The sequence below is a fragment of the Novosphingobium sp. KACC 22771 genome (assembly GCF_028736195.1).
In the GTDB taxonomy this organism is placed as follows: domain Bacteria; phylum Pseudomonadota; class Alphaproteobacteria; order Sphingomonadales; family Sphingomonadaceae; genus Novosphingobium.
On sequence record NZ_CP117881.1, the window covers coordinates 690,891 to 707,392 of the forward strand.

At 61.0% G+C, this 16,502-nt stretch carries 14 protein-coding genes; 8 read left to right on the forward strand and 6 right to left on the reverse strand.

Features of this window, described 5'->3' with window-relative positions; all coding sequences use genetic code 11:
* Positions 1–6 precede the first annotated feature (6 nt).
* Both PQ467_RS03095 and PQ467_RS03100 read left to right on the forward strand, forming a co-directional pair.
* On the forward strand, positions 7–1,602 hold the full coding sequence (locus tag PQ467_RS03095) for a hypothetical protein (RefSeq protein ID WP_274175094.1): 1,596 nt from the start codon (positions 7–9) through the stop codon (positions 1,600–1,602).
* 149 nt (positions 1,603–1,751) lie between these two features.
* On the forward strand, positions 1,752–2,897 hold the full coding sequence (locus tag PQ467_RS03100; RefSeq protein ID WP_274175095.1) for a Fic family protein: 1,146 nt from the start codon (positions 1,752–1,754) through the stop codon (positions 2,895–2,897).
* A gap of 173 nt (positions 2,898–3,070) precedes the next feature.
* On the opposite strand, the gene PQ467_RS03105 is transcribed toward PQ467_RS03100, so the two are convergent.
* The 3 genes from PQ467_RS03105 to PQ467_RS03115 are packed head-to-tail and all read right to left on the reverse strand — an operon-like array spanning position 3,071 to position 4,198.
* Entirely contained in the window at positions 3,071–3,406 is a 336-nt protein-coding gene (locus PQ467_RS03105; RefSeq protein ID WP_274175096.1) for a hypothetical protein, read from the reverse strand.
* A gap of 55 nt (positions 3,407–3,461) precedes the next feature.
* A complete protein-coding gene (locus PQ467_RS03110; RefSeq protein ID WP_274175097.1) occupies positions 3,462–3,770 on the reverse strand; it encodes a hypothetical protein in 309 nt (102 codons plus the stop codon).
* Positions 3,767–4,198, reverse strand: a complete 432-nt coding sequence (locus PQ467_RS03115; RefSeq protein ID WP_274175098.1) for a hypothetical protein — start codon at positions 4,196–4,198, stop codon at positions 3,767–3,769. Before PQ467_RS03115 ends, PQ467_RS03110 begins: the two co-directional genes overlap by 4 nt.
* Positions 4,199–4,372: 174 nt before the next feature.
* Here PQ467_RS03115 and PQ467_RS03120 point away from each other — a divergent pair, with 174 nt between their 5' ends.
* Together PQ467_RS03120 and PQ467_RS03125 are read left to right on the forward strand one after the other, a co-directional pair.
* A complete protein-coding gene (locus PQ467_RS03120) occupies positions 4,373–6,334 on the forward strand; it encodes an ATP-dependent nuclease (protein WP_274175099.1) in 1,962 nt (653 codons plus the stop codon).
* Positions 6,335–8,188, forward strand: a complete 1,854-nt coding sequence (locus tag PQ467_RS03125; protein WP_274175100.1) for a UvrD-helicase domain-containing protein — start codon at positions 6,335–6,337, stop codon at positions 8,186–8,188.
* Between the two features lie 303 nt (positions 8,189–8,491).
* On the opposite strand, the gene tnpC is transcribed toward PQ467_RS03125, so the two are convergent.
* From tnpC to PQ467_RS03140, 3 genes are read right to left on the reverse strand one after another with little or no spacing between them, the layout of a single operon-like run.
* Positions 8,492–10,015 carry an IS66 family transposase gene (gene tnpC, locus PQ467_RS03130; RefSeq protein WP_274173092.1) on the reverse strand — a complete coding sequence of 508 codons (1,524 nt, stop codon included), beginning with the start codon at positions 10,013–10,015 and terminating at the stop codon, positions 8,492–8,494.
* A 31-nt stretch (positions 10,016–10,046) separates the two neighbouring features.
* Positions 10,047–10,373, reverse strand: a complete 327-nt coding sequence (gene tnpB, locus PQ467_RS03135) for an IS66 family insertion sequence element accessory protein TnpB (RefSeq protein ID WP_274173093.1) — start codon at positions 10,371–10,373, stop codon at positions 10,047–10,049.
* Between the two features lie 26 nt (positions 10,374–10,399).
* Positions 10,400–10,825, reverse strand: coding sequence for a transposase (locus PQ467_RS03140; RefSeq protein ID WP_274173094.1), 426 nt, complete (start codon positions 10,823–10,825; stop codon positions 10,400–10,402).
* Positions 10,826–11,127: 302 nt separating this feature from the next.
* On the opposite strand from PQ467_RS03140, the gene PQ467_RS03145 reads away from it, so the two are divergent.
* The 4 genes from PQ467_RS03145 (at position 11,128) to mobF (ending at position 16,408) form a co-directional block, all read left to right on the forward strand.
* Entirely contained in the window at positions 11,128–11,331 is a 204-nt protein-coding gene (locus PQ467_RS03145; RefSeq protein WP_274175101.1) for a helix-turn-helix transcriptional regulator, read from the forward strand.
* A 28-nt stretch (positions 11,332–11,359) separates the two neighbouring features.
* Positions 11,360–12,373 (forward strand): hypothetical protein, encoded by a 1,014-nt coding sequence (locus PQ467_RS03150; protein ID WP_274175102.1) that lies wholly within the window; start codon positions 11,360–11,362, stop codon positions 12,371–12,373.
* A gap of 325 nt (positions 12,374–12,698) precedes the next feature.
* Positions 12,699–13,388: a CopG family ribbon-helix-helix protein gene (locus PQ467_RS03155; RefSeq protein WP_274175103.1), complete on the forward strand. Its 690-nt coding sequence runs from the start codon at positions 12,699–12,701 to the stop codon at positions 13,386–13,388.
* Positions 13,385–16,408: a MobF family relaxase gene (gene mobF / locus PQ467_RS03160; protein WP_274175104.1), complete on the forward strand. Its 3,024-nt coding sequence runs from the start codon at positions 13,385–13,387 to the stop codon at positions 16,406–16,408. Before PQ467_RS03155 ends, mobF begins: the two co-directional genes overlap by 4 nt.
* The last annotated feature ends 94 nt before the right edge of the window (positions 16,409–16,502 follow it).

Below are 16,502 nucleotides of genomic sequence, written 5' to 3' on the forward strand. Positions count from 1 at the left end.
AGTGAGATGAACAGTTTTCGAGATGCGTTGGCTCCGCTATCTGCCCGCATGGCACGTGAGCATCACGTCCTCCACATCGCATGTGAATTGCCCTCCACTGACGACGCAATCCAAAGCGCACAGCGAGAAATTTTGAGGTGGGCTCAACGGCGTAGTGGCGGAAAACTTCCGGTTGATGCCATGGCCGGGCGTGCATTTGAACTGTTGGCAGCGGGGCGGAGCAGCAGCGCAGTTGAAGTTGACCTGCCAGAGATTCGCGCATGGGCTTTGCGGCAGGAGGACCCGGATAAAACAGTGCCGGGCCGAATCTGGACATCGGAGGCCATCATCTGGCAAACAGAAGAGGGCGGGCCTCGATTTGCTGCAAGATTGATAGTTGGTAGCTCCGAGCCAGACTTGAACATCGCGCCGGCGGCTCCTGGCTATATCAGGCAACTGATCGAAAACGTGGGCCTGACAAGTGGACGCTATGCGCTTTCCACACAGCCTTGGTATATTGCGAGCGAGCAGGATCAAGACGATCTTCTTGATTTGCTTGAAGACCCCTCACGACGTTTGCCAGTCATTGTCGTATCGGCACGGGATCGAGAAAATCCGGACCTAGCGCTTAATATCGAAGATTTGGCAGCAGCCGTCTGTGGCTTGGCGTATGTCGCCGCAATTTTGCCGGAAACCTCTTGGGCTCTGACCAAAAAATTTGGTAAAAAGCTGTCTGTGTTCGACCGTGGCATTCGCATTTACATGCCTGGCCTTGACGATGGTTCCGACCAGTTTGGCCATCCGCTTTGGTTGGGGGCAAGGCTCCAAACCGATGCTGATGCGGCCCTGGCTGACCATCAAATTCGGAACCGAGTGGCGCAATTTAGTACGCGTATGGTTCGGTTGGGTGAAGACATCCTGCCATTTGCGCAATTACGTAGCTATGCACGCAAGACGGAACAAGATCGTTTGACCATTAGTGGGGCAAACGACACTGAAAAGCTTCTCGCTGCCAATAATAGTATTGCTGCATTATCCAAAGAATTGGCAGAGGCCAAGGAGATGGAGAAATACGCGCTTGATGAAGAGCGAAGTGCTCAACGCCGTGCAGAAGAAGCAGAATTGCGCGAGCGTAATGCAACGGCGAGAGTTCAGCATCTTCTTCAAATATTGGCGGATAGCGGAGATGCAGGTGCGGGGCTTCCTCCTCATCCAGAAACATGGGAAGATTTTGAAGATTGGTGTGACATTGCTTTGGTTGGGCGGGTTGTGCTCACTGGCGCTGCTCGTCGGGGTTGCAAAAAGGCACTTTACGGAGATGCTGGCCAAGTAGCTCGGTGCCTGCTCTGGCTCGCTGATGAATGTCGCCAGCGATTTTTAGAGGGCGGTGGCCCACTCCGAGATGCAACGGTGGAGCAGGGTATCAAAAATTCCCTATGCGGCAGCGACGAATTTACATTCGACTGGCAATCGCAAAAATTGTCGGCAAATTGGCATGTTAAGACGGGAGGCAATTCAAGGGCACCTGAAAATTGCCTCCGCATTTATTATGCTTGGGATGAACAGTCGCAGCAGATTGTTATAGCTGACATGCCTGCTCATCGCCGGTCAGCGGTAAGTTGATGCTTGAAATTCAGCGCCAGGTGGCATCATGCATCGAATGCGGATCATAGAGCGCAAGCGACAATAACATTCGCCGCTCATCATGCAGTGGAAGTGATTGTCGTTTGCGGTGAATGATGGTAGCAATCACCGCAAATGGCGCGGTGATTATGGCCTATATCCACGAGCTGGCCGATTGGCCCCATCTGCACTGGAGTAATGAGCGGCTTGCCGAGCCGTTGGCTGCCGTGCGCCATCGTCAGGGGCGGTTGATTGGCCGAATGGAGGCTTTCGGCTTTCCTTTGCGGGAAGAGGCTGTGCTGCGCACTCTTACTGAGGATGTCGTCAAGTCGAGTGAGATCGAGGGGGAAGTGCTGGACCGGGAGCAGGTGCGGTCTTCCATCGCGCGGCGCTTGGGGATGGATGTCGGCGGGCTGGTCGATGCCGACCGCCATGTCGAAGGCATTGTCGAGATGATGCTCGACGCTACGCAGAATTATGCGCGGCCTCTGACAGCCGGGCGGCTGTTTGACTGGCATGCCGCATTGTTTCCCACCGGGCGCAGCGGAATGAGCCGCATCACGGTTGGCGCCTGGCGCACGGCAGCGAGTGGGCCGATGCAGGTTGTATCCGGACCGATCGGGCGTGAGCGGGTGCATTATGAGGCACCAGCGGCGGAGCGATTGGACGCCGAAATGAACCGGTTTCTAGAATGGTTCGCGACGGCTGCGCCTGACCCGGTGCTGAAGGCTGGCGTTGCGCACTTATGGTTCGTTACCATTCACCCGTTTGACGACGGCAACGGACGAATCGCGCGCGCGATTGCCGATCAGGCCTTGGCGCGGGCCGAGGGCACGGCGCAGCGCTTCTACAGCATGTCTGCGCAAATTCGGGCCGAGCGGCAGGATTATTATGCCATGCTGGAGGCGACGCAGAAGGGCGGGCTGGACATCACGGCTTGGCTCTTGTGGTTCATTGCCTGCCTGGACCGTGCCTTTGATGGTGCAGAGACCATCCTTGGCGATGTCATGCGCAAGGCGCGGGTGTGGGAGCGGCTGGCGGATCAGCCCTTGAACGAGCGTCAGCGCAAGGTGATTAACCGGCTGCTGGATGGTTTCGAGGGCAAGCTGACCAACCGGAAATGGGCGGCGCTGGCCAAGACATCGTCAGACACGGCGCTGCGCGACATCAACGACCTGGTCCAGCGCGGCATCCTGGTCAAGGATGAAGGTGGCGGGCGGAGCACCAGTTATTCGCTGGCCGCTTATGACCAAGCGCGGTCCACTGGTGTTTCAGTCAGCAGAACTGTCGAGTAGCGATGGCAGTGAGCGACCAAGTTACGTCTTTCCAGTGCATCTCGGCAAACGTCGGCTTGCGCCAAAATCCGTCATTGGGCTGACCGGCGAAACCCGCCAGACGTCGGCGACCGATCGAAATCGGGCCGGTGAGGTCAATTCGCCCACACGCGGGCGGTCAGCCTGCCCCGCCGTCAATAGGGGAAATAAATCATCTCGATTCCCCAATAGTCAGCCGGGTCGGTATAGCGGGTCACGCTTGGGCTGGAGCAGAACAGGACGAGCCCGCAGGGTGGGTTGGCGGCGATCGGGCGATGCGGCGACCACCAGGCGAACGGGCTTGCCTTATGCCCCTTGAAGGCGGTCTCGCGTCGCACGCCGAGAAGCTCCTTAAGCAGCGCCTTGTTGAAGGTACGATGCTTGGCCTCGACGATAATATACAGCACCTCCGGTGTAGGGCGGCCGGAGGTTCCAGCTTTGACCAGCACGATATCCAGTTCGTGCGCAAGACCATAGGTGGGCGACCGCACCGCCTTGCCCTGTCGCCAGGCGCTGAGCGCGGTGCATTCGATGTCTACCCAGAGCTCAGCTTGGACGGCGCCCGCTATGGCAAGCTCGATATAGGCCCAGGCCCCGCGTGCTATCGGACCACCCTTGGTGCGAAAGGTGAGCGCCGCCCCCCCCCTTCAAGGTAAAGGTCGCGCCCGCCAGATGGTGGCGCAATTCCTTCATCGTCTCAGTCAGGCAGGAAAGCTCATAGGCCTTGTCGTACAATGTCGCGCTGCTCAGCAGGGCACGCGCGCTGGTCGCGCCAAGACCGAGCTCGCGCTGGAAAGCGCGGCGCAGCCGATTCAGCGCGAATCGCGGGGTGAGCTTGCGCTTGCTACCGGTCATACCGAGAACTCCGGGCCATCGAAATAGCCGTCATCCTCGAGCAGAGCGTGAACGAAAGCATCGATCTCTGCTATGAGCGCATCGCTCGATTGCCCCTCCAACAGCGATACGCTGAGCTCGCCCGACGGATCGGCGAGAAGCACGCCGCCGCCATGATCGCCAGCGACCAGATCGCTAAAGTCCCTACGCAGCCGGGCAAGATTGCGCGCGGAGCGCACGCTCAGAAAGCTGCGAAAGCCTTTGGCATAATCAAAAAAAGCCCCACGCGCCGCGTCCCAGCCCATGACTAGCCGATCCTCTTGTTCGCTTTCCTCTTGGAGCGCCCTGACCATGTTAGAGTCCCAATCGGCAAAGCCCGCCCCGATAACGATCAGGCGCAGTTCAGCGAGCAGCTCGTGCCAATCCTCGTCGTCAAATTCCGGCATCATGCGTCCTCATATTAAACCCTCATCTGTCCGGCAGCGCTCACCTTGGGCTCGACGTGAAACGCGGGTATCCCAAAATCTGAAGAATCTCCGAATTTGCAACACCCATAGGTTGCCACATTGGCCTTGCCGAGCAATGACAGTGCAACCCTGGATGCCAAGAGAATGAATCTCGCCATGAAATTGGAAAGCCTAACTCTTACAAATTTCCGTTGCTTCGGTCCCGATGCGGCAACGATTACGTGGCAGCCAGATCTTACGGCGCTGGTGGGGAACAATGGTTCGGGAAAAACCGCTGTATTCCTAGGTCTTCTGCGCCTTTTCGGCATAAGCGCTTCGCAGCGCCGTATTGTGAAATCCGACTTTCATATCCCTGCTGAGAACGATGATCTCGCTTCCGGCACGATGCTCAGCCTAGATTGTATCTTAAGCTTCCCCGAACTCGCCGCTGACGAAGATGACCCCAGTGTGCCGGACGTCTTCTACCACATGGCGGCATCTGCGGAAGGAGAACCGCTGAAGCTGCGCCTTCGTCTGCAGGCCACCTGGGATGAAGACCTCACGCCAGAGGGCTCAATCACGGAAGAGGTCAGGTGGATCCAATCGCTTAATGACACCTTCGACTGGGATAGCTGTGCGAAGGTCGCGGCCATCGATCGTTCATTGATCCAACTCATCTACGTGCCGGCTATGCGCAATGCCTTCGACCAGGTAACCGGCTTGCTAAAGGGCCGGCTCTGGCAAGCTGCGCAGTGGTCACAAGCGCTTCACGAGACCGCCGAAGCGGCCAGTGCATCGCTTCAGGAAGAATTCGACACGGAGGAGCCAACCGAGTTTATTATCGAGCGGCTAAGTAAACGCTGGGCCCAAGTTCATCAGGGCGACACTGACGCCGCCCCGTCGTTGCGACTGATAGAAAGTCGCCTAGAAGAGTTGCTCCAGCGGACAGAGTTCATATTTTCTGCGACCAATGGCGCTAGTGTTCGCCGCCTTGAAGAGCTGAGCGACGGGCAGCGATCGCTTTTCCATATCGCACTTACTGCCGCGGTTCTGGAAATTGAGAAGGATGCTTTGGCCACCGGTGCTGGTGAGAGCCACTTCGATCAGGAGCGCCTCAAGCGCACGGCCTTGACCATCCTAGCGATCGAAGAGCCAGAGAACAGCCTTTCCCCCTTCTTCCTTACACGCATCATGGAACAGGGCCGTGAGATAGGCGCGATGAAGGAAGCCCAGGTGATGATCTCGAGCCATAGTGCGAGCATCCTCAGCAGGGTTGAGCCGGAGGAAGTGCGGTATGTCCGCTTGGATGAGAAAGCACGTCGATCAAGCGTTCGACCGTTGACGCTACCGGCGTCGGGGACCGAGGCGCGCAAATTCGTCCGTCTGGCGGTTCGCGCCTATCCCGAGCTCTACTTCGCCCGCTATGTAGTCCTTGCCGAGGGTGATTCCGAAGCGATTGTTCTGCCGAGCATCGCCAACGCCATGGGTTTCGCGCTCGACCGGTCATTCGTGCCCATCGTACCGCTAGGTGGACGCTTTGTCGCCCACTTTTGGCGGATGCTAACTGATCTCAAAATCCCTTACGCCACGCTGATCGATCTCGATCTGGGTCGGAAACACGGCGGTGCCAAGGCTATTGCCAGCGTTATTGAGGAGCTCGCGGCGATAGGCAACGACCTGTCGGCAAACAAATACGTTGCCGACGGTGACATCGACCTCAACCTAACCGACGAGGTTGCAGATGCTGAACTCTTGGACCAAGATCAGGATCACGCTTGGCTGCGAGCCCTGCGGCGCGAAGGCGTCTACTTTTCCTCCCCGATCGACATCGATTTTGCGATGCTGATGTTATTCCCTGCTGCCTACCAGCAAGTTCGCAGTGGCGGACAAGGGCCGCAGACCGGAGCACAGGCTGTCGCATCGAAGAAGGCTAGCGTACTGAAGACCGGCGGAAATCCAGCGTTGTATGGCAGCGGTTACGACCTCGAGTTCACCTGGTATCCCTACCTGTTTCTCGGTGAGAGTAAGCCAGAGGCCCATCTTCGCGCCTTGTCGGAAATCACGCCGGCCGACCTTGCCGCAAAGGCGCCCAAGGAACTCAAGCTTCTGATCAACCGCGTGCGTAGGGCTGTTAGCTAAATGGCCCTGATCCGCCCGGCCGACTGGCGACCGCAAGGCGTTGCTGACCTGGAGCCGCGCGCTTGGGAGGCTCTGCACGAAACTACGCTCAATGTCTGTGTCACGGCAGGAGCGGGCGCCGGCAAGACGGAATTCCTGGCACAGAAGGCCACGTACTTGCTGCAGACCGGGATCTGTCCGCGCCCGAGGCGGATCCTTGCTATCAGTTTCAAACGCGACGCGGCGCGCAACCTTGCTGAGCGTGTTGCCGCTCGGTGCCCACCCGAGCAGGCAAGGCGCTTTTCCTCAATGACCTTTGATGCCTTTACCAAGCATCTGCTCGACCAGTTTCGCGACGCGATCCCCGAAGCCTACCGTCCGCCGAGCGATTACGAGATCACCTTTGTCACTGACGATCAGGTCCGTGCCTTCCTCCGTCGCGCTGGCGCACCGAACGTCGCTGCCGATGCCTTGACGAAAGCGATCGCGCGCGTGCCGTTGCCGCTCGAGGACGCCGACATCAAGCCGCGGACACGGGAGATTCTGCAGGGCTTCTGGCATGAGATGTACGAGCGCTATCACGCGTGTCTTCTCACATTCCCGATGATCAACCGGCTGGTCGAACTGATGCTGCGGACCAATCCCAAAATCCTTCAGGCGTTGCGATCGACTTATGCCTTCGTGTTTTTAGACGAATTCCAAGACACGACTTATCCGCAATTCGACCTCGTGAAGACCGCGTTCGGCGCCGGATCGACTGCCCTCACGGCGGTCGGCGACGACAAGCAGAAAATCATGGGCTGGGCGGGCGCTATGAAGAATGCCTTTGCTGAGTTCAACGCATTGACGCATGCACGCTCGATCGACCTCCTCTGCAATTGGCGTTCGCACGCCGACCTCGTCGAAATTCAGCACCAGATCGCCCGCCGGATCGATCCAGAAGTCGAGCTGCCGGAGGCCAAACAGGACCGGCTCGTCGATGGAGACATCGCCGCGATCTGGGAATTCAAAAATCGGGATGAGGAGATTACCGCACTTGCTGGCTGGATCGCTCGGGAGATCGGATCGGGCCGCGTCGCGCCCCACAATATTGCCGTTCTTGCCCGAAAGCGGGTCGATCGGGTCGAGAGCGAGCTTGAGCCCGCGCTCGCTGCGGTCGGGGTCACGCTGCGTAACCTTGCTCGCAACGTGGGTGCGATCGCTCTTCAGGACCTTCTGGCAGAAGACCTGACCACCTTGCTCATTGCATTTTTACGCCTCGGTGTTAGCCGCCGCAACGCTGCGGCCTGGACATGTGCCCATGATGAAATGGGCCGAGTCTTGGCGGTCATGGAAGATGATCCTGCCGGTCAGCGTCAGTTGGCAGACCAACTCTCCACCATTGCCCGGCACGTGCGTAAAACCTTGCAGACCTTGTCCCTGGACGCAGGCGAAGTGCGAGGCCTGGTCTTGAGTTTGATCGAGGCTATCGGCGAAAATGCGCTACGCAGCGCCACTCCCGCCTACTACCGTGATGCGGACTTCGCGCGCGTGGTCGACGGTTTCGTGGTACTTTTGGAAGAATCTATCGATGCATCCCATAGCTGGAGCGAGGCTTTGGATCGCTTCGAAGGCCTTAATCAGGTTGCGCTCATGACGATCCACAAAAGCAAGGGTCTCGAATTTCACACGATGATCTTCTTCGGTCTCGACAGCCGAAGTTGGGGCAGCCTGCAACCCGATGCCGATGAGGAACTGAACGCGTTTTTTGTCGCGTTCACCCGGGCCGCCCAACGCGCGTTCTTTACTTGCTGCGAAGCCCGCGGTGGGCGCATCGATTGGTTGGAGGAACTACTTGGTGACCGTGTTCCGCGGGTAAGTTTGCAGTCGGCCTGAATGGCAAGAAAACTAGCTTCAGCAGAACTCGATTGCCGATACGCCAGGATAACCGCCGTTCGTCGCGCGGTGAATGTGTGTGGCGTGCACACTGTTGAACGTCATCCGTTACCGACATTGGAACCCAAAAGGCACTATCTGGGGCGTGCCCAATAGCAACCATCCATATCTTCACGAACGAATGGCCACATTTGGCAAAATCTGCCTTTCGCCGCCTAAATTGAAACGGCAGCAATGTTCCACTTGCCGCCCATCCAGTCCGCAAATTATCGCTTAACTTGAATCTTAACGTAAGCGCTGTTTTCAGCCCACATTGCCCCAGGGCATGAGCTCACCGATGCGTGTGGCGTGATGGCCGTTGGCTAGCTTGGCGAGGGTTTCGGTCAACCAGGTGTGCGGGTTGATGCCGCACAGTTTGCAATTTTCGATGAGGGTGGCGATCACCGCCCAGTTGTCCCCGCCTTCGTCGGAACCAGCAAAGAGCGCATTTTTGCGATTAAGGGCCAAGGGCCGGATGCTGCGTTCGACGGTGTTGCTGTCGAGGTCGATGCGGCCATCGTCGAGGAAACGGCTGAGGCCGTCCCAGCGGGTGAGCGCATAATTGATAGCCTCGCCGATCTTGGACTTGGCGCTGACTTGCCGCTGCCGCGCGTCGAGATATTGGTGAAGGTCATCGACATGGATGCGGCTGTGTTCCTGGCGTGCTGCCCTGCGCTGCTCGGCAGACAGGCCGCGAATGTCCGCTTCGATGACATAGAGCAAGGTAATGCGGCGCAGCACTTCGAGGGCAACCGGCGACTTGTCCTTCAACTCGTAGAATTTGCGGCGCACATGCGCCCAGCAGAAGGCAAGCCGCAACTGCTGGCGTCGCTTGGCCAGCGCAGCATAAGCCCCATAGCCATCGACCTGCAGAATGCCCGCAAAACCGCCCAGATGGGCTTCTGGCCGCTCTGCCTTACGATCTGGCGCATAGACATAGGCCACCATCGGCGGATCCATCCTGCCCCATGGACGATCATCGCGCGCATAGGCCCAGATCTGGCCGGTTTTGGTTCGCCCGCGCCCCGGCTCAAGGACTGGTGCGGTTGTCTCATCCGCAAACAGGCGCTCGGATTGACGCAACCGTTCGAGAATATGGTCACGCAGGGGACGCAAATACCATGCTGCCCGCCCGACCCAATCGGCCAGCGTCGAGCGATCAAGCTGGATGCCTTGGCGGGCGTAGATCTGCGCCTGCCGGTACAGCGGCAAGTGATCAGCGTATTTTGCCACCAGCACCTGCGCGATCAGTGCTTCGGTGGGGATGCCACCCTCGACGATACGCCCTGGTGCCGGGGCCTGCACAACGGCGCTCTCGCACGAGCGGCAGCCGTAACGCGGTCTGCGCGTGACCAGCACACGGAAGGTTGTGGGCACCACATCGAGGCGCTCGGAGACATCCTCGCCGATCTGGTGCAACCCGCCGCCACAGCAGGGGCAGGCCTTATGCTCGACATCGACGGTTTGCTCGATCCGCTCGAGATGAGCAGGCAAGGATCCGCGATTGGTCTTGCGCGGGCGTGGCGGCGATGTGCGGCTTGCCTTGTCGCGGGCCTGTTCGGCCTCGGCCAGCGCGGTCTCGATGTCTTCAAGGGCCAGTTCGAACTGGTCAGGATCGAGTTGTTCGGATCGGCGGCCAAAGCGGTGGCGCTGGAGGGCGTCGATGATTGCCTGCAGGCGTTCTGCCCGGGCCCTGAAATGCTGGAGCGCTTCGAGCTCGCGAGCCTGCTCGAGGACGAGCGCACGCAGCGCTTCAACGTCATCAGGCAGGTCCGCTTCCATCAGCATGAACGGATTGAATCAGCGTCTGAAGGCCCCGTCAACCGGCAATTTGCGGGGCAATGGGCTTGCGCCCGCCATGCACGCGGCGCCAGTCGAGCCCCTCCAACAAGGCGCCCAATTGTGCCGATGTCAGGCGCATGACACCATCCTGAATGCCCGGCCATTTGAAGCCACCGCTCTCCAGCCTTTTGGCCATCAGGCAAAGGCCAGTGCCGTCCCACCACACCAGTTTAATTCGGTCCACCCGCTTGGCCCGGAATACATAAATCACGCCGGAATAGGGATCGCCGCCGTAATCGGCACCCACCAGCGCAGCCAAGGAATCTGGTCCCTTGCGGAAGTCCACCGGGCGCGTGGCTACCATGACCCGCGTGCTCTGGCCGATGCCGATCATGGTGCAGCACGCAGCACCTGAAGGATGGCCGCCGCAAGATCGATCCGCACCGATGGTCCGATCCGTACCAAGGTCCCGCCGATCTCCACCTCCACCATCCCATCGCCGGGCACAGATGGCGAGGCCTTGGCCACCACCGGCACAAACATGGGCTCCTGGCGTGGAGGCAGTTGGCTGGCCTCAGCCGCATAACGCAATTCACGCCGCCACGTGTAGAGCAAGGATGTGCTGACGCCGCGCTCCCGAGACAGCGCCGCGATATTACCGCAGCGCTCCATCTCGGCCACCAGCGCCAACTTCTCTTCCAGCGTCCAGATGCGCCGCCGTCCGGCCATCTCGGTCAGAACTTCAACCCGCCGAGCCGGCCTCAGAGCCGCTTCAGTGTCGGTGTCCAGTGCGCTCGCAAACCTCGTGTCATCCATGCACGCCCATCTGCAACAGCCATAAATCCGCGCAAGGTGGGGCCGGAACGGCGCTTACATCTTAACGTAGCCCTCCTACAGACTTTTTGTGACCTGCGGGAACCTCATGGTTGAAGGCGGCCGGTGTCGGATGTCGGAAAATATCTCGAATTCCTAGCCAAACCCCAACACACATTAATCTGTTTTTACTATATTTTATTCAAAAATCTCTTCTTCCATCCGGAAGAAATCCGGAAGCGTTCGACAGCCCTCCCGGCCTGTGATGACCGTTGCTGCATCGCCATCACACGGGATGCACCGCCATGACCAACACCCTGCCTGCCCCCATGCTGCTCACGGCCAATGATGTGCTGCGGCTCAGCGGCTATAAAAGCCGCTCCTCGCTCTATCGCCTGATCCGTCAGAACCGATGCCCCGCGCCGGTCAGCATCGGCGGCAGTCAGATCCGCTGGCGAGCTCAGGATATCGAGGCATGGTTGGGCGGTCTGCCCCAGCGCGTCTATTGATGCGCCGCTCAGGGCAAGGACCAGCGCCATGGCCAGAGAGGTCATTGATTGGGCCGTCGAGCGCAAGGTCAAAGGCATCGCCTTGCGCCAGGTCTTCCTCCACATTGCCAGTTGGGCCGGGGCGGATGGCTTCTGCAAATTCCGCAGCGTGCGTGACATCGCCGAAAGCGTCGGTTCCTCGGAGCGCACCGTCCAGCGTGCGCTGGATCGGTTGGAGGCACCCGTCTCGCAAGGCGGGCTGGGCCTGATCCGGCGCGTCTCGCGCCATCATGCAAATGGCGCACAACGGGCCAACGGCTTCGTGCTCGTCGGCTATCAGGCGAGACTGGGGCTGGGTGACAGTCTGTCACCGACCGGGTGTCAGAATGACGCGGGAGGGAGGGGCCAAACTGTCACCCCTGATTCAAACAAAGATTCTGGAAAGACAGACTCCCCCTTGAAGCCCCCCTCGCCGGGCAGGCCGCGCCGCGCGATGCCCAGCGACTGGCAGGTGCCATCGGTCGAGGATTTGCCCGCGTGGGCACGCAAGATGGCCAGCGAGTGGCCCGGCGATGCCTATGCCGCGCAGGGCGAGGCTTTCCAGCAGGAGGCTTTGGGGCGCGGTCTGCGTCAGGCCGATTGGAACGCCACTTGGGCCGCCCATGTGCAAAAGGTGCATGAGCAGGTCATGCGCTCAGCACGGGCGGGCGGGCTGTTCGCGGTGCCAGCAGCGCCTGTTGCAGTAACGCTGCCTCTGCCATCGCCCGTTCTGGCCCAGGAGCGCGAGGACGCGCATTCGGGCCAATTGCGTGAGGCTTTGCAGCGCGAGCTGCCGTCGCGCATGTGGGAGCGGTTCTTTGCCCCATCGGCCTACCTTTTTGCCGATCCCGGCCTGAAGGTGATCTGCCCGAACCAAAGCGTGCGCGATTGGCTGGAAACCCATGCCACCGTTCGCCTGCGCAAGGCCGGTGGGCTTGTTCGGCCCGGTCTGCGCTGGGTCACGTTCGAAGTTGAGGTGTACAGCCGCCCGAGCGTCCAGTCTGATCTGCGGAGGGCGGATTGATGGCTGGGCTTGTTCATCGGCCTATCGACCGGGATGGTTCCCCCACAGGGGCCGGATTCTGCCGCCTGTCCTCCAAACATCCCTTTGTTGAGAGCGGTGGTGTAAGGCAAATCAGGCACACACCACGCTACCGGGTAGCATCGGTTCTAGGTGATGAAATTGCCGTAAATCAGAGGTTTGTCGTTTTCTATGCCGCCCTATCTAGGTGGTGGCGACTTCATACCGTGCGCTGCATTTCGCGAATGCTGCCTGCCTATAGGTCTAGATTGGCCCTAGAACCGCGCAATTCCGCCACTTTCGCGCCTCGCCACCTAGGAGGCCGCTGATGGCGCAACTCAACGTCAGTTTTGACGATGCGCTGCTGGCCGAGGTCGACAGGTTGGCGGCGGAGCGCGGCATCAACCGTCCCGAGCTGCTCCGCGCGCTGGTGCGCGAGGCGATCGGCGCGGCGGGGAAGGTTGGCGTTGCGGTGATCGCGGCGCCCGTCGCGCCGGAACCGCTGCTGGTCACCACACCGCAATTCCTGGACAGCTTGGAACGCATGGCCCTGGACCTCGACCGCGTGCTGCGCGACATGGACCGACGCGAGCTGCGGCTCGGCAAGGCGCTGGCCGCGCGCGCCGCACTGGATGCCGGGGCCGAGGCGCAGCTTGCTGGCGTGATTGCTGAGCGGGTGGACGTTAGTCTGGGGGGCTTCGAACATCGCGTGACCAAGCAACTCGCCCGCCTGCCCAGCGAGGTGGCGATGCAGGACATCCTCGCCCGCCTGGAACAGAGTGTTCAAACCCTCGCCAAACTCCCGCCTCCGCCGCCGCTGGTCGATCCCAACAGCCTCGCGGCGCAGTTCGTGGCGATCTTGGCCGGCGCATTGCTGGCGCTGATGCTCTTCTGGGGGCTGTTGCACCGCTACCCTTGGCAAATTGTCGTGCCGGTCAAGCCCACCCCGGCCGAGATCATCGACCTTCGCCCGGAACCCACCCCCACGCCCACCAAACACCGGAGCAAACACCCATGATCTCGATCGGCGCGGTCAGTTCCGCCAGCGGGGCGGCGGGCTATTATGCCCATGACAATTACTACACCGAGGGCGAAGGGGCCGACCACAGCCAATGGCACGGGCGCGGCGCCGAGGCTTTGGGGCTGGCTGGATCCGTCGCCACCGCCGCTTTCGAGGCCGTGCTGGAAGGGCGCCTGCCCAATGGCGCCAGCATCACCACACCTTCGGGGCAGGACCATCGCCCCGGCCTCGACATGGCCTTCTCCGCGCCCAAGTCGGTGTCGCTGATGGCGCTGGTTGGCGGGGATCAGCGGTTGCTCGCCGCCTTTGAGGCCAGCGTGAAGGCAACCCTGGGCTGGGTCGAGCGCAATCTGATCGAGGCGCGGCGCTTTGACGAGAAGAGCCGCACGCAGCAGCCAGTGAAGACGGGCAATATGGTCGCGGGCCTGTTCACCCATGATCTTTCGCGCAACCGTGATCCGCAGCTGCATATCCATGCCGTGATCGCCAACGCCACCCAGCGGCCCGATGGGGCGTGGCGCGCTTTGCGCAATGATCCGCTGTATGCTCAGCAGGCCACCATCGCCGCCGTCCACAATGCCGATCTGCGCGCGCGGATCGAGGCCTTGGGCTATCACACTGCGCCCGCGCAGAACCCCGCCTATGGCCAGTTCGAGATTGCAGGCATCTCGCGCGAACACATCATGGCCTTTTCTACCCGCCGCGAGGAGATCGCCGCCGCGCTGGAGGCCAGTGGGCGGGGCGGGACTGCGGCTGAGCGGGAACTGGCCTCACTCTCGACCCGTGCGGCCAAGGATCCCGGCATCTCGCGCCAGGAGGATCGGGCGGCTTGGGCTCAGCGCGCTGCCAGCATTGGCTTTGATCCTGCGCCTTTGCGCGAGGCCGCTTTGGCGCAAATGGCACGCGGCGGGACGATCTGGGATAAGGTGGCCGATGGCATCAAGGGTGTCGCCGCCAAGGGGCAGGCTATCGTTGCCGCCATGGGCCTTGCCCCGCGTGAGAAGGACCCACTGGTACCGGAAGGGCCGGGCAGGCTTTCGCCGCAGGATTATGCCGCCGCGCAGGCGGTGGCGTCGGGTGTGCGGCATCTCAGCCAGAACGAGGCGGGCTTCAGCCGCTTTGACCTGATCCGCGCCAGTCTGTCCTTTGGCGGGCCGATGCAGGTGGCGGACATCGAGGCGCGGATCGATAGTCTGGCCAAACGCCGCATCCTGCTGACCGATCCCGATGGGGCGATGATGACAACTCGCGGCGCGGTAGCGTTGGAGCAGGAGGTGATTGCGTTCTGGGCGCAGGGGAAGGATCAGGCGGGGCAGTTGGTTGATGGATTGGCCGCGCCGCAAGTGCAGCAGGTGGCGCGCGAGATGGGCTTGCGCCGCCTTTCGTCCAAGCAGGAGGCTGCCGCCAGCCTGATCCTTGAGGCCAAGGATCGCGTCATCGGTGTGCAGGGTGTGGCGGGCGCGGGTAAGTCGACCATGCTTCAGCCTGTAACGCGGATTGCGGGCGAACAGGGAAGGCCCGTGATGGCGCTCGCGGTGGGGGCCGAGATTGCGCGCAAGCTGGGCGAGGATCTGGGTGTGCCGTCCAGTTCGGTCGCGGCGTTTCTTGGGCGGCATCGCGCTTTGCTCAATACGGATGCGCCGGCGGCGTTGCAGGACAAGTCGCTCGCGGAACTCAAAGGCGCCGTCATCATCGTTGACGAGGCCTCGACGCTCAGCAGCCGTCAGGCCGCCGATCTGATGCGGCTTGCCCATCGCGCTGATGTTGCCCGCCTCGCGCTGGTGGGGGATACGCGGCAATATGGTGCGGTCGAGGCGGGCAAGCCCTTTGCCGATTTGCAGGCTCAGGGCCTCGCCACCGCCGAGCTGACCGACAATGTTCGCGCGCAATCGGGCATCATGAAGACCATCGCGCCGCTGCTCGATCAGGGGCAGTTGCACAAGGCGATGGGGCTGCTCAATCCCTATATGCATGAGGTGCCATCGGGCGATCTGGCCTCCTACGCGGTCGCCATCTGGGCCAGCCTGCCGCGTGAGGAGCGCGAGCAGACCTTGCTCCTCACCGCAGGGCGGGCCTTGCGCGCCGAGGCGAATACGCAGGCGCAAGCGGTGCTGAAAGCGCGTGGCGAGATCGGCAAGCAGGGCGTGGCCATCCCGATCCTGGATCGTGTGAACCTGACTCGCGAACAGGTGCGGCATTTGGAGCCTTATGAACGCGGGCGGATCGTCGAGTTCCGCAACGCCATGCCGCGCCAAGGATTTACCAAAGGCACGATGGGGCGGGTCGTGGGCCACAAGGGAGACAAGGTGCTGCTGGACACGGCGCAGGGGCGCGTTGCTTTCACGCCCAACAGGTTGGCGCATAATCTGAAGGAGGATGCCGTCAGCGTGTATGACGAGCGGACCATCGCGTTGCATCAAGGCGACCGCGTGCGGTTCAGCGCCAACAACCACAAGCTGGGAGTGCTGAACGCTCAAGCCGGACAGGTCGAGGCGCTGGATCAACACTCGATCACCATCGCGCTGGCGGGGGATCGCAAGCTGACACTGGCGCTGGATGATCCGGCGTTGCGCAAACTCGATCTGGCCTATGCGCTCAATGCCTATGCCGCGCAGGGTGTGACGACGCGGCACGGGATCGTCGTCATCGACAGCACCGAGACGCGGCTCGCCTCATCCCGCACCATGGCCGTTGCACTGACCCGCATTGCCGATCAGCCAAGGCTGGTGATCGACAGCGCGCCGAGGCTGGAACGTGCCGCCTTACGCAATTCCGCCGAGAAGCTCTCAGCGCTGGAGGTGTTGGGCAAGGCGGGCAGGGAGGATCTGCCCGAGGGCGTGCACGAGCCTGTTGCGGGGCGGGAGGTACGAACTGCTGAGCAGGTTCAGCGCGAGGAGGAGCGGCTTTGGCACAATGCCGTGCGCGTTCCCGGCGGCATGGGGCCGGACTTCAAGGTCGAAGGCTATCCCTTCCAGCGCGCCCATCAGCCGGAGAAGAGTCTGGAATTGAGTATGTGATGGGCTTTCCGGCTTACCGATCGGTAAGAATTCGGGTCATGAGCTATACTGGTAGCCCCATTCTTCCCGTTCGGTAAGAATGCCACTTGAAACT

What these genes read in the sequence shown, in the direction of transcription:
- PQ467_RS03095 (WP_274175094.1), top strand. Translation starts at nt 7, where the DNA reads ATGAACAGTTTTCGAGATGCGTTGGCTCCGCTATCTGCCCGCATGGCA.
- PQ467_RS03155 (WP_274175103.1), top strand. Translation starts at nt 12,699, where the DNA reads ATGGCGCAACTCAACGTCAGTTTTGACGATGCGCTGCTGGCCGAGGTC.
- PQ467_RS03120 (WP_274175099.1), top strand. Translation starts at nt 4,373, where the DNA reads ATGAAATTGGAAAGCCTAACTCTTACAAATTTCCGTTGCTTCGGTCCC.
- tnpC (WP_274173092.1), bottom strand. Translation starts at nt 10,015, where the DNA reads ATGCTGATGGAAGCGGACCTGCCTGATGACGTTGAAGCGCTGCGTGCG.
- mobF (WP_274175104.1), top strand. Translation starts at nt 13,385, where the DNA reads ATGATCTCGATCGGCGCGGTCAGTTCCGCCAGCGGGGCGGCGGGCTAT.
- PQ467_RS03100 (WP_274175095.1), top strand. Translation starts at nt 1,752, where the DNA reads ATGGCCTATATCCACGAGCTGGCCGATTGGCCCCATCTGCACTGGAGT.
- PQ467_RS03145 (WP_274175101.1), top strand. Translation starts at nt 11,128, where the DNA reads ATGACCAACACCCTGCCTGCCCCCATGCTGCTCACGGCCAATGATGTG.
- tnpB (WP_274173093.1), bottom strand. Translation starts at nt 10,373, where the DNA reads ATGGTAGCCACGCGCCCGGTGGACTTCCGCAAGGGACCAGATTCCTTG.
- PQ467_RS03150 (WP_274175102.1), top strand. Translation starts at nt 11,360, where the DNA reads ATGGCCAGAGAGGTCATTGATTGGGCCGTCGAGCGCAAGGTCAAAGGC.
- PQ467_RS03115 (WP_274175098.1), bottom strand. Translation starts at nt 4,198, where the DNA reads ATGATGCCGGAATTTGACGACGAGGATTGGCACGAGCTGCTCGCTGAA.
- PQ467_RS03140 (WP_274173094.1), bottom strand. Translation starts at nt 10,825, where the DNA reads ATGGATGACACGAGGTTTGCGAGCGCACTGGACACCGACACTGAAGCG.
- PQ467_RS03110 (WP_274175097.1), bottom strand. Translation starts at nt 3,770, where the DNA reads ATGACCGGTAGCAAGCGCAAGCTCACCCCGCGATTCGCGCTGAATCGG.
- PQ467_RS03125 (WP_274175100.1), top strand. Translation starts at nt 6,335, where the DNA reads ATGGCCCTGATCCGCCCGGCCGACTGGCGACCGCAAGGCGTTGCTGAC.